Annotated in this window: 18 protein-coding genes; 4 read left to right on the top strand and 14 right to left on the bottom strand. The window is 68.5% G+C overall.

The window, feature by feature from the left end; genetic code table 11:
* The first annotated feature begins 47 nt into the window (after nucleotides 1-47).
* The 3 genes from mutA to meaB are packed head-to-tail and all read left to right on the top strand — an operon-like array spanning nucleotide 48 to nucleotide 5,118.
* Nucleotides 48-1,925, top strand: a complete 1,878-nt coding sequence (gene mutA, locus AC5YDA_RS12110) for a methylmalonyl-CoA mutase small subunit (protein WP_496189883.1) — start codon at nucleotides 48-50, stop codon at nucleotides 1,923-1,925.
* Nucleotides 1,922-4,111 (top strand): methylmalonyl-CoA mutase, encoded by a 2,190-nt coding sequence (gene scpA / locus AC5YDA_RS12115; RefSeq protein WP_496189882.1) that lies wholly within the window; start codon nucleotides 1,922-1,924, stop codon nucleotides 4,109-4,111. Before mutA ends, scpA begins: the two co-directional genes overlap by 4 nt.
* Nucleotides 4,111-5,118, top strand: a complete 1,008-nt coding sequence (gene meaB, locus AC5YDA_RS12120) for a methylmalonyl Co-A mutase-associated GTPase MeaB (protein WP_496189881.1) — start codon at nucleotides 4,111-4,113, stop codon at nucleotides 5,116-5,118. The genes scpA and meaB overlap by 1 nt, the downstream gene beginning before the upstream one ends.
* Here the strand turns inward: meaB and AC5YDA_RS12125 are convergent.
* From AC5YDA_RS12125 to gltX, 3 genes are all read right to left on the bottom strand, one after another.
* Nucleotides 5,115-6,050 carry a ferredoxin family protein gene (locus tag AC5YDA_RS12125; protein ID WP_496193035.1) on the bottom strand — a complete coding sequence of 312 codons (936 nt, stop codon included), beginning with the start codon at nucleotides 6,048-6,050 and terminating at the stop codon, nucleotides 5,115-5,117. The genes meaB and AC5YDA_RS12125 overlap by 4 nt on opposite strands.
* Before the next feature lie 68 nt (nucleotides 6,051-6,118).
* Nucleotides 6,119-6,862 (bottom strand): SDR family NAD(P)-dependent oxidoreductase, encoded by a 744-nt coding sequence (locus AC5YDA_RS12130; protein WP_496189879.1) that lies wholly within the window; start codon nucleotides 6,860-6,862, stop codon nucleotides 6,119-6,121.
* A complete protein-coding gene (gene gltX / locus AC5YDA_RS12135) occupies nucleotides 6,859-8,325 on the bottom strand; it encodes a glutamate--tRNA ligase (RefSeq protein ID WP_496189878.1) in 1,467 nt (488 codons plus the stop codon). Before gltX ends, AC5YDA_RS12130 begins: the two co-directional genes overlap by 4 nt.
* Before the next feature lie 27 nt (nucleotides 8,326-8,352).
* On the opposite strand from gltX, the gene AC5YDA_RS12140 reads away from it, so the two are divergent.
* On the top strand, nucleotides 8,353-9,225 hold the full coding sequence (locus AC5YDA_RS12140; protein WP_496189877.1) for an SDR family NAD(P)-dependent oxidoreductase: 873 nt from the start codon (nucleotides 8,353-8,355) through the stop codon (nucleotides 9,223-9,225).
* Here the strand turns inward: AC5YDA_RS12140 and AC5YDA_RS12145 are convergent.
* The 11 genes from AC5YDA_RS12145 to AC5YDA_RS12195 all read right to left on the bottom strand — a co-directional run.
* Nucleotides 9,210-9,704, bottom strand: a complete 495-nt coding sequence (locus tag AC5YDA_RS12145; protein ID WP_496189876.1) for a flavin reductase — start codon at nucleotides 9,702-9,704, stop codon at nucleotides 9,210-9,212. The two genes, AC5YDA_RS12140 and AC5YDA_RS12145, sit on opposite strands and share 16 nt — an antisense overlap.
* Before the next feature lie 115 nt (nucleotides 9,705-9,819).
* A complete protein-coding gene (locus tag AC5YDA_RS12150; protein ID WP_496189875.1) occupies nucleotides 9,820-10,314 on the bottom strand; it encodes an aromatic ring-opening dioxygenase LigA in 495 nt (164 codons plus the stop codon).
* A 182-nt stretch (nucleotides 10,315-10,496) separates the two neighbouring features.
* Complete coding sequence (gene tuf / locus AC5YDA_RS12155) at nucleotides 10,497-11,690, bottom strand: elongation factor Tu (protein ID WP_496189874.1); 1,194 nt, start codon at nucleotides 11,688-11,690, stop codon at nucleotides 10,497-10,499.
* 266 nt (nucleotides 11,691-11,956) lie between these two features.
* Nucleotides 11,957-14,074 carry an elongation factor G gene (gene fusA, locus AC5YDA_RS12160; RefSeq protein WP_496189873.1) on the bottom strand — a complete coding sequence of 706 codons (2,118 nt, stop codon included), beginning with the start codon at nucleotides 14,072-14,074 and terminating at the stop codon, nucleotides 11,957-11,959.
* Nucleotides 14,075-14,169: 95 nt separating this feature from the next.
* Nucleotides 14,170-14,640, bottom strand: coding sequence for a 30S ribosomal protein S7 (gene rpsG, locus AC5YDA_RS12165; RefSeq protein ID WP_496189872.1), 471 nt, complete (start codon nucleotides 14,638-14,640; stop codon nucleotides 14,170-14,172).
* Entirely contained in the window at nucleotides 14,640-15,011 is a 372-nt protein-coding gene (gene rpsL / locus AC5YDA_RS12170; RefSeq protein WP_496189871.1) for a 30S ribosomal protein S12, read from the bottom strand. Before rpsL ends, rpsG begins: the two co-directional genes overlap by 1 nt.
* A gap of 389 nt (nucleotides 15,012-15,400) precedes the next feature.
* Nucleotides 15,401-19,282, bottom strand: a complete 3,882-nt coding sequence (locus AC5YDA_RS12175; RefSeq protein ID WP_496189870.1) for a DNA-directed RNA polymerase subunit beta' — start codon at nucleotides 19,280-19,282, stop codon at nucleotides 15,401-15,403.
* A gap of 158 nt (nucleotides 19,283-19,440) precedes the next feature.
* Entirely contained in the window at nucleotides 19,441-22,914 is a 3,474-nt protein-coding gene (gene rpoB / locus AC5YDA_RS12180; protein ID WP_496189869.1) for a DNA-directed RNA polymerase subunit beta, read from the bottom strand.
* Between the two features lie 316 nt (nucleotides 22,915-23,230).
* Nucleotides 23,231-23,617, bottom strand: a complete 387-nt coding sequence (rplL, locus tag AC5YDA_RS12185; RefSeq protein WP_496189868.1) for a 50S ribosomal protein L7/L12 — start codon at nucleotides 23,615-23,617, stop codon at nucleotides 23,231-23,233.
* A gap of 18 nt (nucleotides 23,618-23,635) precedes the next feature.
* Nucleotides 23,636-24,286 carry a 50S ribosomal protein L10 gene (rplJ, locus tag AC5YDA_RS12190; RefSeq protein ID WP_496189867.1) on the bottom strand — a complete coding sequence of 217 codons (651 nt, stop codon included), beginning with the start codon at nucleotides 24,284-24,286 and terminating at the stop codon, nucleotides 23,636-23,638.
* A gap of 209 nt (nucleotides 24,287-24,495) precedes the next feature.
* Nucleotides 24,496-25,777: IS1634 family transposase (locus AC5YDA_RS12195; protein WP_496192738.1), on the bottom strand; the 1,282-nt coding region annotated here is incomplete at its 5' end.

A 25,777-nucleotide genomic window follows, 5' to 3' on the forward strand; every position in this document is an offset into this window, starting at 1 on the left:
GCACCAGTCCGGGTGCCGACGGACACGACACGAAGAGGTAGGTCCGCATGTCGGCTGACTCCGAACAGCTCACGCTGGCCGGTGGCTTCGATCCCGCCACCGATGAACAGTGGGAGCGAGAAGTGCTGAAGGTCCTCAACCGGGGACGTCCCGAGGACAAGCTGCTCACCGTCGGGCAGGGGCTGAAGCGCCTGACCTCGACGACACTGGACGGCATCGACGTCGGGCCGCTCTACACCGCGTCCGGGCAGGACGAGCCGCTCGGCTACCCGGGCGCGATGCCGTTCACCCGCGGCTCGGTGGTCCGCACCGGAGAGGCCGTCGCGTGGGGCGTCCGCCAGTACCACGAGGATCCCGACGTCGCCGTCACCCGTCACGCGATCCTGGACGACCTCGAGCGCGGCGCCACCTCCGTGTGGATCCGCGTCGACCCGGACGCCGTGGGCTTCAACTCCCTGGCCACCGTGCTCGCCGACGTCGAGGTCGACCTCGCCGCCGTCCGCGTGTTCAGCCGCACCGACCAGGCCCGTGCGGCCCAGGCCCTCCTCGACGTCATCCGGGGCTCCGGCAAGGACCTCACCCGCGTCAAGGGCAACCTCGGCATCGACCCGCTCGCGCACACCGCGCTGACCGGGGAGGAGCCGGACCTGTCCGAGCTCGCCCGGTGGGTGGCCGAGACACAGCACAAGCTGCCGCTGGTGCAGGCGCTCAACGTGTCGGTCATGGTCCACCACAACGCCGGCGCCACCGACGTCCAGGAGCTGGCCTTCGCCGTCGCGACCGGCATCGAGTACCTCCGGGCCCTGGACGCCGCGGGCGTTCCCGCGACCCAGGCCGTGGCCCAGCTGGAGTTCCGCATGGCGGCCACCGCCGACCAGTTCGCGACGATCGCCAAGCTGCGCGCGATGCGTCGCCTGTGGGCGCGCGTCACCGAGGAGTGCGGCGTCCCCGAATCCCGGCGCGGCGCCCACATCCACGCGGTCACCAGCCCGCGGATGATGGCGAAGGTCGACCCCCACGTGAACCTGCTCCGCACGACGATCGCCACGTTCGGCGCCGCCGCGGGCGGGGCGGACGCCATCACCGTGTACCCCTTCGACCACGCCGCCGGGCTCCCCACGCCGTTCTCGCGCCGGATCGCCCGCAACATCCAGGTGATCGCGGCCGAGGAGAGCCACCTGGGCCGCGTGCAGGATCCGGCCGGTGGCTCGTGGTACGTCGAGGCACTGACCGATGACCTCGCCAAGGCCGCCTGGGCGCAGGTCCAGGAGATCGAGGCCGCCGGTGGCATGGCCGCGGCGCTGGCGTCCGGTGAGGTCGCCCGGCGCATCGACGCCGTCAACGCCGAGCGCGCCACCCAGTTGGCCCACCGCACGATCGAGTTGACCGGCGTGAGCATGTTCCCGCTGGCCGGGGAGAAGCCGTACGAGGCCAAGGCGCGTCCCGCGGCCCCTGTGTACGGGGGGCTGAAGCAGATCCGCGACGCGGAGATCTTCGAGGGCCTGCGCGACCGTGCGTGGGCGCACGAGGCATCCACGGGTTCGCCGCCGGACGTGCTGCTCGCCTGCCTGGGTGCCCAGCGCGACTTCGGCGGACGCCAGGGGTTCTCCTCCAACGTCCTGCTGGTGGGCGGCATCAACGCCACCCAGAGCCACGGCGGCACGCCCGAGGAGATCGCCGCCAAGGCGTCCGAGCAGGGCCAGAAGGTGGCCGTGCTCGCCAGCTCCGCGAAGGTCTACGCCGAGCAGGCCGTTCCCGTCGCGCAGGCCCTCAAGGCGGCCGGCGTGGAGAAGGTCTACCTCGCCGGGCAGCTGAAGGAGGCCGGGGAGGTCCCCGAGGGCCTCCTCGACGGCACCCTCGCCCTGGGCATGGACGTCGTGAAGTTCCTTGAATCCGTCTTCGAGACCCTGGGAGTGGCCCGATGATCCCCCGCTTCGATTCCGTCGACCTCGGTGACGGGCTTCCGTCCGCCGCCGCCGCGCAGGCGTACGCCGACGCGCTGGCCGCGGCCGGTGCGTCCGACGCACTCTGGGAGACCCCCGAACAGATCGGCATCAAGCCGCTGCTGGGCGAGGCCGACCTCGAGGGCCTGGACTTCCTCGACACGCGCCCCGGCATCCCGCCGTTCCTGCGCGGCCCGTACTCGACGATGTACGTGAACCGGCCGTGGACGATCCGCCAGTACGCGGGCTTCTCCACCGCCGCCGAGTCCAACGCCTTCTACCGCCGCAACCTGGCGGCCGGCCAGAAGGGCCTCTCGATCGCGTTCGACCTGGCGACCCACCGCGGGTACGACTCCGACCACCCGCGGGTGGCCGGCGACGTGGGCATGGCGGGCGTGGCCGTGGACTCGATCCTCGACATGCGCCAGCTGTTCGAGGGCATCCCGCTGGACCAGATGTCGGTGTCCATGACCATGAACGGCGCGGTGCTGCCGATCCTGGCGTTCTACGTGGTCGCGGCCGAGGAGCAGGGCGTCAGCGCTGAGCAGCTGGCCGGGACCATCCAGAACGACATCCTCAAGGAGTTCATGGTCCGCAACACCTACATCTACCCGCCCGAGCCCTCGATGCGGATCATCTCCGACATCTTCGCGTTCACCAGCACGCACATGCCGAAGTTCAACTCGATCTCGATCTCCGGCTACCACATGCAGGAGGCGGGCGCGACGGCCGACATCGAGATGGCGTACACGCTGGCCGATGGCATCGAGTACATCCGTGCGGGCCAGAAGGTGGGCCTGGAGGTCGACAAGTTCGCCCCGCGCCTGTCCTTCTTCTGGGCCATCGGGATGAACTTCTTCACCGAGGTCGCCAAGATGCGCGCCGCGCGCATGCTCTGGGCGCGCCTGGTGAAGGACGCCGGGGCCACGAACCCCAAGTCGATGTCCCTGCGCACGCACAGCCAGACGTCGGGCTGGTCGCTCACCGCGCAGGACGTGTTCAACAACGTGACCCGCACCGCGCTGGAGGCCATGGCCGCCACGCAGGGCCACACGCAGTCGCTGCACACGAACGCGTTGGACGAGGCCATCGCCCTGCCGACCGACTTCTCCGCCCGCATCGCCCGCAACACCCAGCTGTTCATCCAGCAGGAGTCGGGCACGGTCCGTCCGATCGACCCGTGGGGCGGCTCGGCCTACGTCGAGCGGCTGACGGCCGACCTGGCCGCCAAGGCGTGGGCGCTGATCCAGGAGGTCGAGCAGGCCGGCGGCATGGCCAAGGCCATCGAGGCCGGCATCCCGAAGATGCGCATCGAGGAGGCGGCCGCCCGCACCCAGGCCCGGATCGACTCCGGCCGCCAGCCCGTCATCGGCGTGAACAAGTACACGCTCGATGAGGAGGAGGGCATCGAGGTCCTCAAGGTCGACAACGCCCAGGTGCGTGCCGAGCAGGTCGCCAAGCTCGCGAAGCTCCGCGAGATCCGCGACGAGGAGGCCACGCAGGAGGCGCTGCGGAAGCTGACCTGGGCCGCGGCCAATCCCGACTCGACGGACCCGGACCGCAACCTGCTCAGGCTCGCCATCGACGCCGCGCGCGCGATGGCCTCGCTGGGCGAGATCTCGGACGCCCTGGAGTCGGAGTTCGGACGCTACACCGCGCAGATCCGTACGATCAGCGGCGTGTACAACAAGGAGTCGGGCACGACCGAGGCCACCGAGGCCACCAAGGCCCTCGTGGAGAAGTTCGAGGAGCTCGAGGGACGCCGTCCCCGCATCCTGGTCGCCAAGATGGGTCAGGACGGGCACGACCGGGGACAGAAGGTGATCTCGACCGCCTACGCCGACCTCGGCTTCGACGTGGACGTGGGCCCGCTGTTCCAGACGCCGGCCGAGGTCGCCCGCCAGGCGGTCGAGGCGGACGTGCACGTGGTGGGCGTGAGCTCGCTGGCGGCCGGCCACCTCACCCTCGTCCCGGCGCTGCGCGAAGAGCTGGACAAGCTCGGCCGTGACGACCTGATGATCGTCGTCGGCGGCGTGATCCCGAGCCAGGACTTCGACGAGCTCCGTGACCACGGCGCGGACGCGATCTACCCGCCCGGCACGAAGATCCCGGAATCGGCGCAGGAGCTGCTCGAGATCCTCATCGAGCGCCTGGGAGAGACCCAGTAATGCGGCAAGCACTGGACCCGGCGACCCTGGCTGACCAGGTTGTCGCCGGGTCTCGTGCCCATGTGGCCCGTGCGCTGACGCTGGTCGAGTCGAACAAGCCCGACCACCGCACCCGAGCCCGTGAGCTCCTGAGCCTGTTGCGGCCCCACACGGGCGAGGCCGTCCGCGTCGGCATCTCGGGCGTGCCCGGGGCCGGCAAGTCGACCTTCATCAACGCCATGGGAACCCGCCTCATCGAGCGGGGGCACCGGGTGGCCGTGTTGGCCGTCGACCCGTCGTCGTCCCGTTCAGGCGGCTCGGTGCTCGGAGACCGGACGCGCATGGCCGACCTGGCCATGACCGACAACGCCTTCATCCGGCCCTCCCCCAGCGGCAACCACCTCGGCGGCGTCGCGCGGGCGACGCGCGAGGGCATGCTCGTCATGGAGGCCGCCGGCTACGACACGATCATCGTGGAGACCGTGGGCGTCGGGCAGTCCGAGGTGGCGGTGGCCGGCATGGTGGATACGTTCCTGCTGTTGATGATCGCCCGCACGGGGGACCAACTGCAGGGCATCAAGCGCGGCATCCTCGAGATGGCCGATGTCATCGCCGTCAACAAGGCCGATGGCGACGGCCTGATGGAGGCCCGCGTGGCGGCGCGCGAGCTGACGATCGCGATGCGCCTCATCAAGCCCGAGGGCGAGCGCCGGACACCCGTCCTCACCTCCTCCTCCTACACCGGTGACGGCTTGGACGAGGTCTGGCAGGCGGTGCTCGACCACCGGGCGCGCCTGGCGTCGGGGGGACACCTCGACGAACGGCGTGCCGCACAGCAGCAGGACTGGATGTGGTCGCTGGTCCGCGACGAACTCTCCACCGCCCTGTTGCGCAGTTCGTCGGTCAAGAAGGTCCGGAAGGCCCTGGAACAGCGCGTGGGTGCCGGTGAACTCTCGGCGCTGGAGGCCAGCCAGGAGATCCTGTCCGCCTTCACCCACGACCTCGCCGAATCCGGCTGGCAGCTCTAGGCCCTCGGCGCGAGAGGCCCGACGGTCCACGTCACCGCCGGCTTGGGCGCCTTGCCGCAGGACTCGGGGAGGTCTTCCCCCAGCGACTGCTCGGGGACGAGTTCCCACGTCCGGCCGTCGATGTGGTGGACGGTGACACTGTCCGCCCCGTCCAGGACCGTGAGGGCGGCGGGGTCGGTCTCCCCCTCGGTCGCGCGCACCCAGGACACGGCGGCCTGGGCCCGCGGCGCCAGGTGGCTGACGCCGCGATCGTGGTGCTCGTCCAGGGTGCCGACGGCCAGCCGACCGGACGCCGCGGCGTCCAGCACCTGCACGCCCAGCTCGGGGGTCAGCCGGGCCAGCATCTGACCCAACGGCAGGACGATGCCCGTCGGCGCGAAGCGATGACCACCGGTGTGGGAACACTCCCACACCTGGCCGGGGCGCTGGTCGGCCACCCCATGGGCCACCGGACGCCCCTTGAGCGCGCAGCAGACGTCGCGCTTGGAGTTCGCACAGACCAGCAGCACGGGGGCCTCGGCGCGCCGGAGCCACGAGCAGGCCTCGCGCGCGACGTCCACGCCTCCGGCGGACAGCTCGTGCCAGGGCAGCGCCTCGAGTTCGGCCGGGTCGTCGATCCTTCCGGAGAGGAGCCATGGGCGTCCGCTCAGGGCCCCGGCGACGAACACCTGCCGGGACGCGCTGCGGCTGCGATCGCTGTGGGCGCCCGGGGCCCGGATGAGGAGGACCCGGCCACCGGCGCCGGCCGCGGCCGCGGCCAGGCGGGCCCCCACCTGCGGGTCGAGGTGGGACTGCGTCAGCGCGTCCCGGCCCCACGGACCCGCTTGCTCGACGGCCACCCAGAAGTTCGCCCGGGTGGCGCTGCCCCACGCGGGCAGCGCGCCCCAGAGCGTGGAGCAGGCGGACTTGGGGTCCCTCGTCGGCTGGTCCATGGCCCCAACCTACTCGGTGGCCCGCTCCGTGGTGCTGCGGCGGAACCACCAGGGCCCGCGCGCGGCACTCAGCGCGGCATCCGCCGCCACACCGGGCGCGGGACGAACGGCGCGACCGCGAACATCGCGCGCAGCTGCCAAGGTATCCACAACACCGGCGCCCCGCCCTTGGCCAAGCGCTCGACCACGGCATCCGCGACCTGGCCCGGGGTGCTGCTGAAGGGAGCCGGGTCCATGCCGGTGGTCATCCGTCCGATGACGAAGCCGGGACGTGCGACCACGAGGTCGACGCCACTGCCGTGCAACGAATCCGCCAGCCCGGACGCGAAGCCGTCCAGACCGGCCTTCGCCGAGCCGTAGACGTAGTTGGCCCGGCGGACGCGCACCCCGGCGACGGAGCTGAACGCGACGATGCGCCCGCGACGTCGCCGGCCCATCACGTCCGCGAGCACGGTCAGCAGCGTCGCCTGCGCGACGAAGTCGGTGTGCAGGACGCGGGCCACCTCGGCCTCGTCGCGCTCTGCTCTGTCCTGGTCACCCAGGATCCCGAAGGCCAGCACCGCCGTGCCGATCGCGCCGAACCGCTCCTCGATGTCGGCGACGACCGCGCGGTGCCGGCTGGTGTCGTCCGCGTCGAAGTCCACGACCTCGACCCGTGGGGCCCCTGCGCCGCGCACCTGCTCCGCCGCACCCGCGGCGTCCGAGCCCGGGCGGACGGCCAGCACGACGACGGACGCGCTGGGCGCGAGCCGCTCCGCGATGGCCTCCCCGATCTCGGAGCGGCCACCGAAGATGGCGACGACCTCGGTCACAGGACGGCGCGCAGGGCCCGGAGACGGGTCAACGAGGACTCGCGGCCCAGGATCTCCATGGATTCGAACAGCGGGGGCGACACCCGCGAGCCGGTCACGCCGACGCGCGCCGGCCCGAACGCGAACTTCGCCTTGATGCCCAAGTCGTCGACCAGGCGGGCCCGGAGGGCGGCCTGGATGGACTCCGCGTCCCACGTAGGGAGGCCCTCCAGGACGGCCAGGGAGGCGTCGAGGATGTGGGCGGCGTTGTCGGGCAGCTTGTCCACGGAGTCGGCGTCGAGCTCGAGTTCGGCGTCCGGGGTCAGCAGGAACTGGACCTTCTCCCGGGCCTCGCCCAGCAGCACGAGGCGCTCCTGGATCAGCGGCGTGGCCGCGCGCAGTGTCGCGGCGTCGGTGTCCGAGACCTCGGCGCCGGTGAAGCGCAGGTGCTCGACGATGCGATCGGCCAGGTCGTCCGAGGACAGGGAGCGGATGTAGTGCCCGTTCAGCCAGTTGAGCTTGTCGAGGTCGAAGACCGGGCCCACGGTGTTGACCTTGGCCCAGTCGAAGGCGGCCACGAAGTCCTCGAACGACTGGACCTCGCCCTCCTCGTCGCCGGCGTACCCGAGCAGCTGCAGGAAGTTCACCAGCGCCTCGGGCAGGTACCCCTGCTCGCGGAACCACATCAGCCGCGCCGCCGGGTTCTTGCGCTTGGAGATCTTGCTCTTGTCGGTGTTGCGCAGCAGCGGCATGTGCGCGAACTCGGGGACGTCCCACCCGAGCCACTGGTACAGCAGCACGTGCTTGGGCGTGGAGCTGATCCACTCCTCGCCACGGACGACGTGCGTGATGCCCATGAGGTGGTCGTCGACCACGACGGCGAGGTGGTAGGTCGGGAAGCCGTCGGTCTTCAGGATCACCTGGTCGTCGGGCACCGGCGCCGCCACCGGTCCGCGGATGAGGTCGGAGAAGGTGGTCTCGACATCGTCGGGGATGCGCATGCGGACGACCGGGGTCTCGGTGAAGCCGGGCAGCGCGGCCCGCTCCTCACGGGTCTTCCCGTGGCAGAGGCGGTCGTAGCCGGTGACGGACTGCTTGGAGGCCTGCTGCTGCGCACGCATCTCGGCCAGGCGCTCGGCGCTGCACCAGCAGTGGTACGCGTGGCCCGACTCGAGGAGCTGGTCGACGTAGGGACGGTAGGTGTCCAGCCGCTCGGACTGCCGGTACGGCGCGTACGGGCCACCGACGTCGGGGCCCTCGTCCCAGACCAGGTCGAGCCAGCGCAGCGTGTCGAAGATCTGCTGCTCGGATTCGGCGACGTAGCGGGCACGGTCGGTGTCCTCGATGCGGAGGACGAACTGCCCGCCGGTCCTCCGTGCCCAGGCAAGGTTGAACAGGGACATGTAGGCCGTCCCGACGTGCGGGTCACCGGTCGGGGACGGTGCCACGCGCAGGCGCGCGGGCTGGAGAGCGGCATCAGTCATGGTGCCGACCAGACTATCGTTTCGGCCGTGACCTCCCGACTCGCGCCATACCCCGTGCCCGACCTCACGGGGCGCACCGCGCTCGTCACCGGCGGCTCGAGCGGCATCGGCCGGGCGGCGGCCCGTTCGCTGGCCGCAGCCGGGGCCACGGTCGTCCTCACCTCCCGCACCCGTGAGCGCGCGAGGGACGCCGCCTCCGACACCGGCGGCCGGCCGGAGGTCCTGGACACGTCGTCCTTCGTGTCGGTGGACGGACTCGTCGAGCGCTGGGGCACCCGTCCGCTCGACTTCCTGATCCTCAACGCGGGCATCGCCGCGCCGCCGCGCCGGCTCGACAGCGCCGACGGCCACGAACTGACGCTGGCCACCAACACCGTGGGCCACGTACGCCTGGCGCACGGGCTGCGGGCGGCCCTGCGTGCGGCGTCCGGACGGGTGGTGACGGTGGGGTCGGTCGCGGCCCTCGCTGCCGACGCCTCGTCCCACGACCTGCAGCTCGAGCGGCGCTGGAGCCGTGGGCAGGCTTATGCCCGCAGCAAGCTGGCCTGCATCATCCTCGCGCTGGAACTGCCCGCACGCGCCGGCATCGCCGCCACCCCCGCCCACCCCGGATGGGCGACGACCCCGTTCTTCGACCCGGCCGGCCCCCTGCCTGTGCTCGCCCCCCTCGGCCGCGCACTGCGCATCGGACAGGATGCGGCCGACGGTTCGCAGCCCCTGGTGGCCGCGGCCCTCGGCACGACGTTCGACCGCGGTACCGGCTACACGGGGCCCCGCCGTGGCCTCGCCGGCGTCCCCGCCCCCGCTCCACTCCCCCGCGCGGCCCGGGACGCCGCTGTCCGGGCCGCGTGGTGGGCCGGGCTCTGCGAGCTCGCGGGCGTGCCTCAGGGCTGGCGGTAACGGCCCCGCTCGTGGACCAGCGGTGCGCCTGTCCCCAGGTGCACGTGTTCGATCACGCCGACGACCTCGCGTGACCAGCCGAGTTCGCGGGTCGATTCGAGGCGGACACCGGCCCACGAGTGGCCGGGCTTGAACGGCCCCCACCCGGAGTCGTCGAAGCCCTCCCGGAAGAGCCCCCCGGGGGCAGGGGCGAGCCCGGCGAACGCGTCGGCGAGACCGTGCTCCCCGGGCTCCAGGAGGACGACGGTGAAGCACTCCTCCAACGCGTGGGCGAGGTCGGAGTCGGGATCGACGAGCCCGATCACGCGGGCGGGCTCACCCAGGGCGACGAGCATCGAGGAGATGGTGAGGCCGGCGCGCCGGCGTCCCGACCCGGTGAGCCAGAGCGTGACCGCGGCGGGGAAACGTCCACGGAAGCGTCGCACGGCATCCCGCTGTTCCGGGGGCGTCACGAACGGGTGCTCGGAGTGGATGGTCACCCGCCTCACCCTAGCCGCCCACCGCCGGCTGGCGGCACGCCTGCGAGCACAGCAAAAGGGGGGCACCGGCGAACCGGTGCCCCCCCCTGTGCGTATCGAGGGAATCAGACGTGGGTCAGACGCGGGCTGCGCCTTCGCCGGCGCGGGCGGCGACGGTCTGGCCACCGACCTTGGTCAGGGCCCAACCCAGGACGATCAGGACGGCGCCGACGCCGAGAGCGAACAGCGAGACGCCGTAGGCCAGGACGGAGGTGAACAGCGACGCGCGGAGGAAGGAACCGTTCATGACGGTGGTGCGCTGCTTGGTGAGCTCCTCGGCCTTGGCGGTGTCGCCGGCGGCCTTGGCCTTGTTGGCCTCCGCACCGAGCTGGGCGTAGGTCATGCCGTTGCTGGCCTTGAGGGCGTGCTTGTTGATGATGTCGGCCTGCGCGAGAGCGGCGATCGGGTTGTTGACCGCAACGCCTGGCATGAAGGAGTCACCAGGCGTCGTGATGCGCTCGTCAGAGAGCTGCGCGGTGATGACACCCCAGGTGATGGCGCCGGTGAGGGCGAACAGGATGCCCATGACGAGCGAGACGAGACCGGCGGTCTTCAGGGGCTTCAGGTTCATGAGAGGTTGCTCCCTTCGAGCACTTACTTTGGTGGCTCATCCTTGAGCCTCGGACCACTGAAAACTTTACTACTACATCGCGTAGCACGCCAATCCATACCCCCCCAGGGTTCTGTGTCGAAACGGTAACGGGCCCGCATCCCCAGGGGATACGGGCCCGTTGAGCCTGGCGTGAGCCTAGATCACTTGAGGATCTTGGTCACGTTGCCGGCGCCGACGGTGCGGCCACCCTCGCGGATGGCGAACTTCAGCGCCTCCTCCATGGCAATCGGCTTGTTGAGGTGAACGGTCATACCGGTGTTGTCACCGGGCATGACCATCTCGGTGCCCTCGGGCAGCTGGACGACGCCCGTCACGTCCGTGGTACGGAAGTAGAACTGGGGGCTGTAGTTGGAGAAGAACGGCTTGTGACGGCCACCCTCCTCCTTGTTCAGGATGTAGACCTGAGCCTCGAAGTCGGTGTGCGGGGTGACCGAACCCGGCTTGCAGACGACCATGCCGCGCTCGACATCGTCCTTCTTGGTGCCGCGGAGCAGCAGGCCGACGTTCTCGCCCGCGCGACCCTCGTCGAGGATCTTGCGGAACATCTCGACGCCGGTGACGGTCGAGGTCTGCTTCTGCTCGCGGATGCCGATGATGTCGACGGTCTCGCCGGTGCGGACGATGCCGCGCTCGATGCGGCCGGTGATGACGGTGCCACGACCGGTGATCGTGAAGACGTCCTCAACGGGCATCAGGAAGGGCTTCTCGGTGTCACGCTCGGGCTGCGGGATGTACTCGTCCACGGCGTCCATGAGCTCGAGGATCGACTTGCCCCACTTCTCGTCGCCGTTCAGCGCCGGGAAGGCAGCGACCTGCACGATCGGAAGGTTGTCGCCGTCGAACTCCTGAGCCGAGAGCAGCTCGCGCAGCTCCATCTCGACGAGCTCGATGAGCTCCTCGTCGTCGACCATGTCGCACTTGTTCAGCGCGACGACGATCGCCGGCACGCCGACCTGGCGGGCGAGCAGGATGTGCTCGCGGGTCTGCGCCATGGGGCCGTCGGTGGCGGCGACCACGAGGATCGCGCCGTCCATCTGGGCAGCACCGGTGATCATGTTCTTGACGTAGTCGGCGTGACCCGGGCAGTCGACGTGCGCGTAGTGGCGCTTCTCCGTCTGGTACTCGACGTGCGCGATGGAGATGGTGATACCGCGCTGGCGCTCCTCCGGGGCCTTGTCGATCTGGTCGAAGGCCGACACGGCGTTCAGGTCGGGGTACTTGTCGTGGAGCACCTTCGTGATCGCCGCCGTGAGCGTGGTCTTGCCGTGGTCGACGTGCCCGATGGTGCCGATGTTGCAGTGCGGCTTGGTCCGCTCAAACTTGGCCTTTGCCACTTGTGGCTCCTCCTGGGATCTTCCGCCACGCGTTCGCGGGGCGTGCTTTTCGCCCCGCAGGTTGCGAAGCAAGTTCTAGGGTGCGCCGCCCGGGCAAACGCCCACGCGACAACCTCGCCAATCCTATCGCTCGACGGCGCGCAGTCAAAACCCGATCCGACTTGCCGCCCGCCGCGGCCCACGGCGTCGATGCCCACTCCCCCGGACGCCGCGGGCCCCGCAACCGGAACGGTTGCGGGGCCCGCGGAGGTCACAGCGGACGGGCGTCACTCGTTGCTGCCGCCACGGCCCTTCGCGATGATCTCGTCGGCCACCGACTTCGGCACCTCGCCATAGGAGTGGAACTCCATGGAGTAGGAAGCCTGGCCGGAGGTCTTCGAGCGCAGGTCACCGACGTAACCGAACATCTCCGACAGCGGGACCAGGGCGCGGACGACCTGGTTGCCGTGGGCCTCCTCCATGCCCTGGACGGAGCCACGGCGGGAGTTGATGTCACCGATCACGGTGCCGAGGTAGTCGTCGGGCGTGGTGACCTCGACGGCCATCAGCGGCTCGAGCAGGGCCGGGTCGGCCTTGCGTGCGGCCTCCTTGAAGACCATCGAACCGGCGATCTTGAACGCGAGCTCGGAGGAGTCGACGTCGTGGTAGGCGCCATCGAGCAGCGTCACCTTGATGTCCTCCACCGGGTAGCCGGCCAGCGGACCGAAGGCCATGGCCTCCTGGATGCCCTGGTCGACCGCGGGGATGTACTCCTTGGGGATGCGGCCACCGGTGACGCCGTTCACGAACTCGTAGCCCGCGCCCGCCTCCTGCGGCTCCAGGGCGATGAGCACCTTGCCGTACTGGCCGGAACCACCCGACTGCTTCTTGTGGGTGTACTCGATCTTCTCCACCGCGCGGCGGAGCGTCTCACGGTAGGCGACCTGCGGCTTGCCGATGTTGGCCTCGACCTTGAACTCGCGGCGCATGCGGTCGATCAGCACCTCGAGGTGCAGCTCGCCCATGCCGGCGATGATGGTCTGGCCGGTCTCCTCGTCGGTGTGGACGCGGAAGGTCGGATCCTCCTCGGCGAGGCGCTGGATGGCCGTGCCGAGCTTCTCCTGGTCGGACTTGGTCTTCGGCTCGATGGCCTGCTCGATGACGGGGTTCGGGAACTCCATCGACTCGAGGATGATCGCGTTGGCCGGGTCGCAGAGGGTCTCACCGGTGGTGGTGTCCTTCAGGCCCATGACCGCGCAGATCATGCCGGCGCCGATCTCTTCGATCTCCTCACGCTTGTTGGCGTGCATCTGGTAGATCTTGCCGACCCGCTCCTTCTTGCCCTTGGTCGCGTTCAGCACCTGCATGCCCGACTTCAGCACGCCGGAGTAGACGCGGACGTAGGTGAGGCGACCCAGGTGCGGGTCCGCGGCGATCTTGAACGCCAGGACCGAGAGCGGCTCGTCGTTCGAGGGGTGACGCTCGAGCTTCACCGACTCGTCGCCGGGCTTGAAGCCGTCGATGGCGGGGATGTCCAGCGGGGAGGGCAGGTAGTCGATGACCGCGTCCAGCATCGGCTGGACACCCTTGTTCTTGAACGAGGTGCCACAGACGACGGCGGTGAACTTCGAGGCCAGGACGCCGCGGCGGATGGCAGCCTTGATGGTCGGCACGTCGATCTCGTCGCCCGAGTCCTCGGCCAGCAGCCACGCCTCGGCGAACTCGTCGTCGTGGTCGGCGAGGGTCTGGATGAGCTCCTCGCGGGCCTCGGCGGCGCGATCGACCATGTCGGCCGGGATCTCCTCGATCGTGTAGTCCTCGCCGATCTTGGTCTCGCCGCGCCACGTGAGCGCACGCATCTGGACGAGGTCGACCACGCCGATGAAGTCAGCCTCGGCGCCGATCGGCAGCTGGAGGACGGCGGCGACCGCGTTGAGGCGCTCACGGATGGTCTTCACGACGAAGTCGAAAGACGCACCGGTGCGGTCGAGCTTGTTGACGTAGCAGATGCGCGGGACGCCGTACTTGTTGGCCTGACGCCACACGGTCATCGACTGGGGCTCGACGCCGGCGACTCCGTCGAACACGGTGACGGCACCGTCCAGGACGCGGAGCGAGCGCTCCACCTCGACCGTGAAGTCCACGTGACCGGGGGTGTCGATGATGTTGATCTGGTTCTCGCGCCAGAAACAGGTCGTCGCGGCGGACGTGATCGTGATGCCGCGCTCCTGCTCCTGCTCCATCCAGTCCATCGTGGCCGAACCCTCGTGGGTCTCACCGATCTTGTAGTTGATGCCGGTGTAGAACAGGATGCGCTCGGTGGTCGTGGTCTTGCCCGCGTCGATGTGGGCCATGATGCCGATGTTGCGGACCTTGGCCAGGTCGGTCTTGATGTCAATGGCCACGGGTTGTTTCCCCTCTAGTTACGTGTTGTTCGTTTCGACTCGGGACAGCCGTGAAGCTCCCCCCCGCCTCGCGGCGGGGGAGAGCTTCAAGGAGTTCACCAGCGGTAGTGCGCGAAGGCGCGGTTCGCCTCGGCCATCTTGTGCGTGTCCTCACGCTTCTTGACGCTGGCGCCCAGACCGTTCGAGGCATCCAGGAGCTCGTTCATGAGGCGCTCGGTCATCGTCTTCTCGCGACGCTGGCGGGAGTAGCTCACCAGCCAGCGCATCGCGAGGGTCGTCGAGCGGGCGGGCTTCACCTCGACGGGGACCTGGTAGGTGGCACCACCGACGCGGCGGGACTTGACCTCGACCGCCGGACGGATGTTGTCGAGCGCCTTCTTCAGCGTCTGCACCGGGTCGATGCCGGACTTGGCCCGGGTGCCCTCGAGCGCGCCGTAGACGATGTTCTGCGCGGTGGTCTTCTTGCCGTCGAGCAGGATCTTGCTCACGAGCTGGGAGACCAGCGGCGAGCCGTAGACGGGGTCGACGACGATCGGCCGCTTCGGGGCCGGTCCCTTGCGAGGCATTACTTCTCCTTCTTCGCGCCGTAGCGGCTGCGGGCCTGCTTGCGGTTCTTGACACCCTGGGTGTCGAGCGAGCCGCGGATGATCTTGTACCGGACACCCGGGAGGTCCTTCACGCGGCCGCCGCGCACGAGCACCATGGAGTGCTCCTGCAGGTTGTGGCCGACGCCGGGGATGTACGCAGTCACCTCGATACCCGAGGACAGGCGAACACGAGCGACCTTGCGCAGAGCCGAGTTCGGCTTCTTGGGGGTCGTGGTGTAAACGCGCGTGCACACGCCGCGACGCTGGGGCGAACCCTTCAGCGCGGGGGTGTTGCTGGACGTCTTCTTGTCACTGCGGCCCTTGCGGACCAACTGCTGGATTGTGGGCACCGGCTGGTAATCCTTCGTTCGAGTTTGTTGGCTCCCTCCCGGGCGCCAAGCACTGGTGCACGCCGGCCGGTGTCGAGAGCTCGCAGGGCTCAACGGACCTCAACCGTCGTGGGGGTCGAACCGGCCGGTCACACCCACCCGGGGGAGCCGCGGCTGGCACGGAGGCGTTCGGTTACCCGAACACAACGACAAAGACTAGTGGTTAGACCCTGAGGCGGTCAAAAGGAAGACCGTGGATGCCCCGGGCCATGACTAGCCGAAGAACGTTGCGCTCAGTCTACCTCCCGCGACGCCCCGTCCCCAACTCGGGTTGCCGAGGTTCCCTCGCCCGGGACGGGAAGGGCCCCGGAACCACGGGGGTTCCGGGGCCCTTGGGCTCAGCCGACGGGTCAGCTGAAGTCGCCCAGGTCGAACTCGTCGCTCGGCATGACCGGCGCGGTGCCGGCGATGTCGTAGTCGTACGGGTCGTAGCTGAGGTCGTACGCCGCGGCACGGGCCTCGGCGGTCGGCTCCACCCGGATGTTGCGGTAGCGGTCGAGACCGGTACCAGCCGGGATGAGCTTGCCCAGGATCACGTTCTCCTTGAGGCCGACCAGGGAGTCCGACTTGGCCTGGATGGCCGCGTCGGTGAGCACCTTGGTGGTCTCCTGGAAGGACGCCGCCGACAGCCAGCTCTCGGTGGCCAGCGACGCCTTGGTGATGCCCATGAGGACGGGGCGACCCTGCGCGGGCGTCCGGCCCTCGGTGATGGCCTTGCGGTTCTGCGCCTCGAAGTGCGCACGATCGACCAGGTCGCCCGGGAGGATGGTGGTGTCGCCCGACTCGATGACGGTCACGCGACGCAGCATCTGGCGGATGATGATCTCGATGTGCTTGTCGTGGATCGGGGCGCCCTGCGTCCGGTACACGGCCTGCACCTCGTCGACCAGGTGCTCCTGGACCTTGCGGAGACCGTTGACGCGCAGGATGTCCTGCGGGTCGAGCGTGCCCGCCCACAGCTGCTGGCCGGCCTCGACACGGTCGCCGTCGCCGATCGAGTGGCGGACCATGTTGGCGTCCTCCCACTCCAGGCGCACGCGCCGCGGCAGCGGGTACTCCAGGTCCTCCTCGCCGTCGTCCCGGACGAGGACGAGCTTGCGGGTGCGCTCCCCCTCCTCCATGCGGAGGCGGCCGGCGGCCTCGGCGATCGGGGCCTTGCCCTTGGGCGTCCGGGCCTCGAAAAGCTCACCGACACGCGGCAGACCCTGCGTGATGTCATCACCGGCCACACCACCGGTGTGGAAGGTACGCATGGTCAGCTGGGTACCCGGCTCGCCGATCGACTGCGCGGCGACGATACCGACCGCCTCGCCGACGTCGACGAGCTTGCCGGAGGCCAGCGAGCGGCCGTAGCAGGCGGCGCAGGTGCCCACCTTCGACTCGCAGGTCAGGACCGAGCGGACCTTGACCTCGGTGATGCCGGCGGCGATCAGCGCGCCGATCTCCAGGTCACCCAGGTCGGTGCCGGCGGCGACCAGCACGTCGCCCTTGGCATCGGTGACGTCGGACGCCAGCGTACGGGCGTAGACCGAGGTCTCGACGTTGAACGCCGGGCCGACCTTGCCGTCGCGGCCGGTGGCCACGATCACCTTGGTCAGGCCCCGCTCCGTGCCACAGTCCTCCTCGCGGATGATGACGTCCTGCGACACGTCCACCAGACGACGGGTCAGGTAACCCGAGTCGGCGGTGCGCAGAGCGGTGTCGGCCTGGCCCTTGCGGCCACCGTGGGTGGAGATGAAGTACTCCAGGACGGACAGGCCCTCGCGGAAGTTCGACTTGATCGGCCGGGCGATGATCTCGCCCTTCGGGTTGGCCACGAGGCCTCGCATGGCGGCGATCTGGCGCATCTGCGTCATGTTTCCACGCGCACCCGAGTTCACCATCATGAAGATCGGGTTCTCGGTGGTGAAGTTCGCCTCCATGGCCGCGGTCAGCTCGGCGGTGGCGTCGGTCCACAACTGGACGAGCTCCTGCTGGCGCTCCTCCTCGGTGACCTTGCCGCGCTCGAACTGGCGGGTGATCTTCGTGGCGCGCGCGTCGTAGGACGCCAGGATCTCCGGCTTGGAGGCCGGGGTCTGGATGTCCGAGATCGACACGGTGACGCCGGACCGGGTCGCCCAGCGGAAGCCGATGTCCTTGAGGCGGTCCAGCGTCCGGGCGACGTCGACCTTGTGGTAGCGCTCGGCGAGGTCGTTGACGATCTGGCCCAGCTGCTTCTTGCCCACGCTGTCGTTCACGTAGGGGTAGTCGGCCGGGAGCGCCTCGTTGAACAGGGCGCGACCCAGGGTCGTCTCCAGCATGAAGGAGCCGTCCTCGCGGGCCTGGACGCCGACCGGCGGCTCGAGCCCGGAGATGCGGATCTTGATCTTGGAGTTCACCTTGATCTCGTTGCGGTCGAAGGCCATGTAGGCCTCGTCCTTGCTGGCGAACACGCGCCCCTCACCGGGCTGCCCGTCGCGGGCGGTGGTGAGGAAGTAGTGGCCGATGATCATGTCCTGCGTCGGCAGGGTGACCGGACGTCCGTCAGCAGGCTTCAGGATGTTGTTCGTCGACAGCATCAGGATGCGCGCCTCCGCCTGGGCCTCCGCCGACAGCGGGAGGTGCACGGCCATCTGGTCGCCGTCGAAGTCGGCGTTGAAGGCGGTGCAGACGAGCGGGTGCAGCTGGATGGCCTTGCCCTCGATCAGCTGCGGCTCGAACGCCTGGATGCCGAGGCGGTGCAGCGTGGGTGCACGGTTCAGCAGCACCGGGTGCTCCTGGATGACCTCTTCGAGGACGTCCCACACCACGGGGCGCTGGCGCTCGACCATGCGCTTGGCCGACTTGATGTTCTGGGCCAGGTTGAGGTCGTCCAGCCGCTTCATGACGAACGGCTTGAACAACTCCAGCGCCATGTTCTTCGGCAGGCCGCACTGGTGCAGCTTGAGCTGCGGGCCGACGACGATGACCGAACGGCCCGAGTAGTCCACGCGCTTGCCCAGCAGGTTCTGGCGGAACCGGCCCTGCTTGCCCTTGAGCATGTCCGAGATGGACTTGAGGGGACGGTTGCCGGGACCGGTGACCGGACGCCCACGGCGTCCGTTGTCGAACAGCGAGTCGACGGCCTCCTGCAGCATGCGCTTCTCGTTGTTCACGATGATCTCGGGCGCACCGAGGTCGAGGAGGCGCTTGAGGCGGTTGTTGCGGTTGATGACACGGCGGTACAGGTCGTTGAGGTCGGAGGTCGCGAAGCGGCCACCGTCCAGCTGCACCATCGGGCGCAGGTCCGGCGGGATGACCGGGACGGCATCCAGCACCATGCCCACGGGGCTGTTGGTCGTCGTGAGGAACGCCGACACGACCTTGAGACGCTTGAGCGCACGGGTCTTGCGCTGGCCCTTGCCGGTCGCGATGGTCTCGCGGAGGCGCTCGGACTCGGCCGCGAGGTCGAAGTCCGTGAGGCGGCGCTTGATCGCCTCGGCGCCCATGAAGCCCTCGAAGTACTTGCCGAAGCGGCTCTTCATCTCGCGGTAGAGGATCTCGTCGCCCTCGAGGTCCTGGACCTTCAGGCTCTTGAAGCGGGCCCAGACGGCGTCGAGGCGGTCCAGCTCACGCTGGGCGCGATCGCGGGTCAGCTTGACCTCGCGCTCCCCCAGGTCACGGACGCGCTTCTTCTGGTCGGCCTTGGCCCCCTCGGCCTCGAGCTCTGCCAGGTCCTCCTCGATCTTCTGCATGCGGGTCTCGATGTCCGCGTTCATGCGGTTCGTGATCTGCTTGCGCTCGACCTCGACCTTGCCCTCCAGGGAGCTCAGGTCGCGGTGGCGTGCATCCTCGTCGACAGAGGTGATCATGTACGCCGCGAAGTAGATGACCTTCTCCAGGTCCTTCGGCGCGATGTCGAGCAGGTAGCCCAGGCGGCTCGGGACACCCTTGAAGTACCAGATGTGGGTGACCGGCGCGGCCAGCTCGATGTGGCCCATGCGCTCACGGCGCACGTTGGAACGGGTGACCTCGACGCCACAGCGCTCGCAGATGATGCCCTTGAAGCGGACACGCTTGTACTTGCCGCAGTAGCACTCCCAGTCCCGCGTGGGGCCGAAGATCTTCTCGCAGAACAGACCGTCACGCTCGGGCTTGAGCGTGCGGTAGTTGATCGTCTCAGGCTTCTTGACCTCGCCGTGGCTCCACTCGCGGATCTGGTCCGCCGTGGCCAGCCCGATGCGCAGCTCGTCGTAGAAGTTGACGTCCAGCACGTTTCTTCCTTCTCTCCCCTGCCGGGGGATTTTTGTTCAGACCAGTGGCCGCTGGTCCGGACGGCCCGTGCGAGGCGCCTCGCGCGGGGGTTGCAGGGTTCAGGTTCCTGCGGGGTGGGCGGACGCCGAGGGTGCGCCTCGGCGTCCGCTTGGCTTGCTCAGACCTCGTCGATACCTGCGAACGAGTCGGCACCGGGACGACGGCTCAGGTCGATCCCGAACTCGTCAGCGCGGTGGAAGTCGTCCTCGGAGTCCTTCAGTTCGACCACCGTGCCGTCGGAGGACAGGACCTCGACGTTCAGGCAGAGCGACTTCATCTCCTTGACGAGAACCTTGAACGACTCGGGGATGCCGGGCTCGGGGATGTTCTCGCCCTTGACGATGGCCTCGTACACCTTGACGCGACCGGGGACGTCGTCGGACTTGATCGTGAGGAGTTCCTGCAGCGCCCAAGCGGCACCGTAGGCCTCCATCGCCCACACCTCCATCTCACCGAAGCGCTGGCCGCCGAACTGCGCCTTACCACCCAGCGGCTGCTGCGTGATCATCGAGTACGGGCCGGTGGAACGCGCGTGGATCTTGTCGTCCACCAGGTGGTGCAGCTTCAGCATGTAGATGTAGCCGACGCCCACACGCTCCGGGTACGGCTCGCCGGAGCGGCCGTCGAAGAGCTGCGCCTTGCCACCGGCGTCCACCATCTTGAGGCCGTCGCGCTGCGGCAGCCCGTTCTCGAGCAGGCCCGCGATCTCCCGCTCGTTCGCGCCGTCGAAGACGGGCGTGGCGAGGTTGGACTTGGGCTCGACGCGGCCGAGGCCGACGTCCTTGAGGCGGTTGGCCCACGGCTCGTCGACACCCTCGATGTCCCATCCGCTGTGCGCGATCCAGCCGAGATGCGTCTCCAGCACCTGGCCGACGTTCATGCGGCTCGGCACGCCGAGCGGGTTGAGGACGATGTCGACCGGGGTGCCGTCCTCGAGGAACGGCATGTCCTCGACCGGGAGGATCTTGGAGATGACGCCCTTGTTGCCGTGGCGGCCGGCGAGCTTGTCACCGTCGGAGATCTTGCGCTTCTGGGCCACGTAGACGCGGACCAGTTGGTTGACACCCGGGGGGAGCTCGTCGCCCTCGTCGCGGTCGAAGACACGGACGCCGATGACCGTACCGGTCTCGCCGTGCGGCACCTTCATCGAGGTGTCGCGGACCTCGCGCGCCTTCTCACCGAAGATGGCGCGCAGGAGGCGCTCCTCGGGGGTCAGCTCGGTCTCGCCCTTCGGGGTGACCTTGCCGACCAGGATGTCGCCCGTACCCACCTCGGCGCCGATGCGGACGATGCCGCGCTCGTCGAGGTCGGCGAGCATGTCGTCGCCGACGTTCGGGATGTCGCGGGTGATCTCCTCGGGGCCCAGCTTGGTGTCGCGGGCGTCGATCTCGTGCTCCTCGATGTGGATCGAGGTGAGGATGTCGTCCTGGACCAGGCGCTGGCTGAGGATGATGGCGTCCTCGTAGTTGTGGCCCTCCCACGGCATGAACGCCACGAGGAGGTTCCGGCCCAGGGCCATCTCGCCGTTGTCGGTGCAGGCGCCGTCGGCGAGCGGGGTGCCCACCTCGACGCGGTCACCGTCGGAGACGAGCGGGCGCTGGTTGATGCAGGTGGTCTGGTTGGACCGGACGAACTTCGCCATCCGGTAGCTCGTCTGCGTACCGTCGTCGTTCATCACGTCGATGATGTCGCCGGACACGGAGGTGACCACGCCCGCCTTGTTCGCCACGGTGACCTCGCCGGCGTCGACCGCGCCGCGGTACTCCATGCCGGTGCCCACGTAGGGGGCCTCGTTGCGGAGCAGCGGGACGGCCTGACGCTGCATGTTGGCGCCCATCAGGGCACGCGACGCGTCGTCGTGCTCGAGGAACGGGATCAGCGCCGTCGCGACGGACACCATCTGGCGCGGCGAGACGTCCATGTAGTGGACCTCATCGGCCGGGACCTCAGCGGCGTCGCCGTCCTTGACACGGACGAGCACCCGCTCCTCGGTGAACCGACCCTGGTCGTCGAGCTGCGCGTTGGCCTGCGCGACGATGTAGCGGTCCTCCTCGTCGGCGGTCAGGTAGTCGATCTGGTCGGTGACGTGGCCGTCGACGACCTTGCGGTAGGGCGTCTCGATGAAGCCGAACGCGTTCACCCGGGCGAAGGACGCCAGCGAGCCGATCAGACCGATGTTCGGGCCTTCAGGGGTCTCGATCGGGCACATGCGGCCGTAGTGCGACGGGTGGACGTCACGGACCTCCATGCCGGCACGGTCACGGGACAGACCACCCGGGCCCAGCGCCGAGAGGCGGCGCTTGTGCGTGAGGCCGGCCAGGGGGTTGTTCTGGTCCATGAACTGCGACAGCTGCGAGGTGCCGAAGAACTCCTTCAGCGCCGCCACGACGGGACGGATGTTGATCAGCGTCTGCGGCGTGATCGCCTCGATGTCCTGCGTCGTCATGCGGTCGCGGACGGTGCGCTCGAGACGACCCAGGCCGATGCGGAGCTGGTTCTGGATCAGCTCACCGACCGTGCGCAGCCGACGGTTGCCGAAGTGGTCGATGTCGTCCGTCTCGACGGGGACGTCGTCCAGCATCTCCTTGCCCTCGTGCAGGGCGACGACGTAGCGGATGGACGCGACGATGTCCTCCATCGTCAACACCTGCTGGTCGAACGGCTGCGAGAGGCCGAGCTTCTTGTTGATCTTGTAGCGACCGACCTTGGCGGTGTCGTACCGCTTCGGGTTGAAGTAGTAGTTGTCGAGCATCGCCTGCGCGGCCTCGCGCGTCGGCGGCTCGCCCGGGCGCAGCTTGCGGTAGAGGTCCAGGAGCGCCTCGTCCGTGTTGGCCGTGTTGTCCTTCTCCAGGGTGAGCCGGATGGACTCGTACTCGCCGAACTCCTCGAGGATCTGCTCGTTCGTCCAGCCCAGGGCCTTCAGCAGGACGGTGACGTTCTGCTTGCGCTTGCGGTCGAGGCGGACGCCGACCATGTCGCGCTTGTCGACCTCGAACTCGAGCCATGCACCGCGGGAGGGGATGATCTTGCAGCTGAAGATGTCCTTGTCCGACGTCTTGTCCGGGGTCTGCTCGAAGTAGACACCGGGGCTGCGGACCAACTGCGACACGACGACGCGCTCAGTGCCGTTGATGACGAAGGTGCCCTTGTCGGTCATGAGCGGGAAGTCGCCCATGAAGACGGTCTGGGACTTGATCTCACCGGTCTCGTTGTTCACGAACTCGGCGGTGACGAAGAGGGGCGCGGCGTAGGTGACGTCGCGATCCTTGCACTCCTCGACCGTGTACTTCGGGTCTTCAAACCGATGGTCGCGGAAACTCAGCGACATGGTCTCCGAGAGGTCCTCGATCGGGGAGATCTCCTCGAAGATCTCCTCGAGACCGGACTTGGTGTTGATGTCGGTACGTCCGGCCTCCAGGGCATCCGCGACGCGCCGGCGCCACACGTCGTTGCCGACGAGCCAGTCGAACGAGTCGACCTGCAGATCAAGGAGGTTCGGAACTTCCATGGGCTCATGGATCTTCGCGAACGAGATCCGGCCAACACTGGAAACGACGTTGGTGTTCTTCGACGCAGTGCGCGAGACGGCCAAGACTATGGTCCTTCCAATAGAACCCGGGCTGGGAGGTTCTTTGCATGCGAAACGCCCCGCGTCAAATCGTCACGGGTCGTCAATTGGGGCAAAGCCTGATACTAGCTCGCCAAGGGGGAGCGCGCAAGTCGTGCTGCGCCCCGGGCTCCGGGTCCCTGAGCCACGCTGCTCCGGATTCGGACGCGAGCAGCTTACAGGCGGTGGGCGCAGAAAGCACCAATCCGCCCCAGCGTGGCCGGGGGCCGGAACCGCGAAGGGCCCGCGGGACGAATCCCACGGGCCCTTGCAGTGCTGCGTCAGAGCGCAGGCGACAGGGTCACTTGACGGTGACGGTGGCGCCGGCGGCCTCGAGCTGCTCCTTGGCCTTGGCAGCCGCGTCGCGGGCAACCTTCTCCAGGATGGCCTTCGGGGCGGCCTCGACGAGGTCCTTGGCCTCCTTGAGGCCGAGGGACGTGAGGGCGCGCACCTCCTTGATGACCTGGATCTTCTTGTCGCCGGCGGACTCGAGGATGACGTCGACCTCGTTGGAGACCTCCTCCTCCTCGACCTCGGCGGCGGGGGCAGCGCCGGCGGCGGCCACGGCGACCGGGGCGGCCGCGGTGACGCCGAAGGCGTCCTCGAAGAGCTTGACGAACTCGGAGAGCTCGATCAGGGTCATCTCCTTGAAGGCGTCAAGGAGCTCGTCGTTGGTGAGCTTCGCCATGATGTGGCTTCCTTTCAATTACTCCGCGGACTCGGCCGCGGTGTCGTCTGCCTCGGCAGCGGGCGCTGCCTCGGGTGCCGAGGCAGCCTCGGCGGTGTCGGGCTTCTGGTCGGTCTCGGGGGCAGCCTGGCCGGCGCCACCGATGAGGGACGGGTTCTCCCCCGCCGCAGCCTCCAGCGCGCCGAAGGCACGAGCGGCCTGCGACAGCGGAGCGGCGATGAGGTAGACAGCCTTGCTGAGGTTCGCCTGCATGGCACCAGCCAGCTTGGCGAGCAGAACCTCACGCGACTCGAGGTCGGCGAGCTTCTTCACCGCATCGGCGTCGAGGACACGACCGTCCATGACGCCACCCTTGATGACCAGAAGCGGGTTTTCCTTCGCGAAGTCGCGCAGACCCTTCGCAACGGTGGCAACGTCACCGTTGATGAAAGCGATCGCCGTCGGACCGGAGAGCTGCTCGTCGAGCCCCTCGATTCCGGCTTCCTTGGCGGCGATCTGGGTCAGAGTGTTCTTCGCGACGGCGTACGTGGCGTTCCCACCGAGAGCGCGGCGCAGGGCCTTGATGCTCTTCACGGTGAGCCCGCGGTACTCGGTCAGCACAGCGGCGTTCGCGCTGCTGAAGGCATCCTTCAGCTCAGCGACCGCGGCTGCCTTGTCCGGCCTCGCCATGGGTCTCCTTCCCACTTCTTGTAGTCAGGCCCAAGACATGGAAAAACCCCGGGCGCAAGCGCACGGGGCACGCTGGAGACCAGCGATTCGATCGTGTCACCTGCGCGGGATTTGCACTGCCCGAGGGCAGAAACCAGCGGTCTTCGGCTTCGTTGACCTACTCTACGTCACGGTGGCGGTAACGCCCAAATCGCCTGACTTGCACACGTTTAGTGACCCAAACGGGCGAGCACTTGGGCGATGTCGTCGGGGATTCGGGGTTCGGCTTGGAGTTGTTGACCTCCGAGTTGGATGGTGACCTGCTGCAACGGGCGTAGTCCGCGGACGATCTTCTTCAGCGACCAGCCGCTGCGGGCTTGCAGGTCGCGGGCGATCGCGAGTGCGGTGAACACGATGGTGAGGTGGGCCTCGATCGAATCCTTCAAGTAGTGGTAGATGGGACGCGCGGCCAGGTCGCTCTTGGACATCCGGAACGACTGCTCGACGTGCCACAGGTCGTGGTAGCTGGCAATGATTTCGGTGGCGGGCATGACGCTGCTGGTGATGTTGGTGACGTAGCCCTTCAAGCCGACCAGCGCTTGGGCGCGGGCGAGGGACGACTCATCGAGGCTCGCCTGCTGGCCGGTGGTTTTCACGAACCGGACCTTCTTGGCCGGCTTGTCACCGTCGACGACCGCTTGGGCACGGTCGCGTTGCAGGGTCAGGGTGCGGGTGTCCCGGGCTGCCCGCTTGGCTGAGTACTGCCACACGGCCCGCCACGCCGTGGGATGCGCCACGGGATCCCACACGGGTTCGGCGCGCGTCTTCACCCGGTCGGGGTCGGGGGCGGTGGACCGCATCGTGATCGTGTCGATGACCTGGCCATCGGTGAACGCGGTGCCGTGCCAGCGGAAGTGCTTGGCCAGATCATGGGGAGCCTTGGTCATCCTGGAGCCGACGATGAACCGCAGGCCAGCCTCGTCGATCGTCTTCAGGTTGCTCGCCGACAACATGCCCGCATCAGCGACCACCACCATGTCCGCCACCTGGTGGCGCTGTTGGAAGGCTTTGATGACCGGGATGAGCGTGTGGGTCTCGGGCTTGTTCCCTTCGAAGCAGGCGATCTCCAACGGGTGGCCCGACCGGTCCACGAGCAGGCCGACCACAATCTGGGGGTCGACCCGACGTTCCTTGCTGAATCCGACCTTGCGGAGGTCGTCCTCGGTGTCGGTCTCGAAGTACAACGTCGTCACGTCGTACAACAGCAGCGACACGTCACCACCCCGCTCGGCCCACACGTGTTGGAAGCACGCCTGCGCGATCTGGTCGCGGTAGTCCTTGTCAGCGCATCGTCGCAGCGCCTTGGTGAACGTGTTGCGGTGCGCGGCAACCAGCCCGAGCTCCTCGATCACCCGGACGCTGTCCAGCTTCGAGGTGGGTTCCACCAAGCGGGCGAGCACGAGTTGGAAGAACGCCTCATCGTCGATGGTGTCGAACCCGAGCCGTTCCCAC

The organism is Propioniciclava sp. LT294 (assembly GCF_059516005.1).

Bases quoted from the DNA above. Each gene is read 5' to 3' on its own strand.
- mutA (WP_496189883.1), top strand. From the start codon at position 48: ATGTCGGCTGACTCCGAACAGCTCACGCTGGCCGGTGGCTTCGATCCC.
- scpA (WP_496189882.1), top strand. From the start codon at position 1,922: ATGATCCCCCGCTTCGATTCCGTCGACCTCGGTGACGGGCTTCCGTCC.
- AC5YDA_RS12125 (WP_496193035.1), bottom strand. From the start codon at position 6,050: ATGGACCAGCCGACGAGGGACCCCAAGTCCGCCTGCTCCACGCTCTGG.
- AC5YDA_RS12150 (WP_496189875.1), bottom strand. From the start codon at position 10,314: ATGAACCTGAAGCCCCTGAAGACCGCCGGTCTCGTCTCGCTCGTCATG.
- gltX (WP_496189878.1), bottom strand. From the start codon at position 8,325: ATGACTGATGCCGCTCTCCAGCCCGCGCGCCTGCGCGTGGCACCGTCC.
- meaB (WP_496189881.1), top strand. From the start codon at position 4,111: ATGCGGCAAGCACTGGACCCGGCGACCCTGGCTGACCAGGTTGTCGCC.
- rpsG (WP_496189872.1), bottom strand. From the start codon at position 14,640: ATGCCTCGCAAGGGACCGGCCCCGAAGCGGCCGATCGTCGTCGACCCC.
- rplJ (WP_496189867.1), bottom strand. From the start codon at position 24,286: ATGGCGAGGCCGGACAAGGCAGCCGCGGTCGCTGAGCTGAAGGATGCC.
- rplL (WP_496189868.1), bottom strand. From the start codon at position 23,617: ATGGCGAAGCTCACCAACGACGAGCTCCTTGACGCCTTCAAGGAGATG.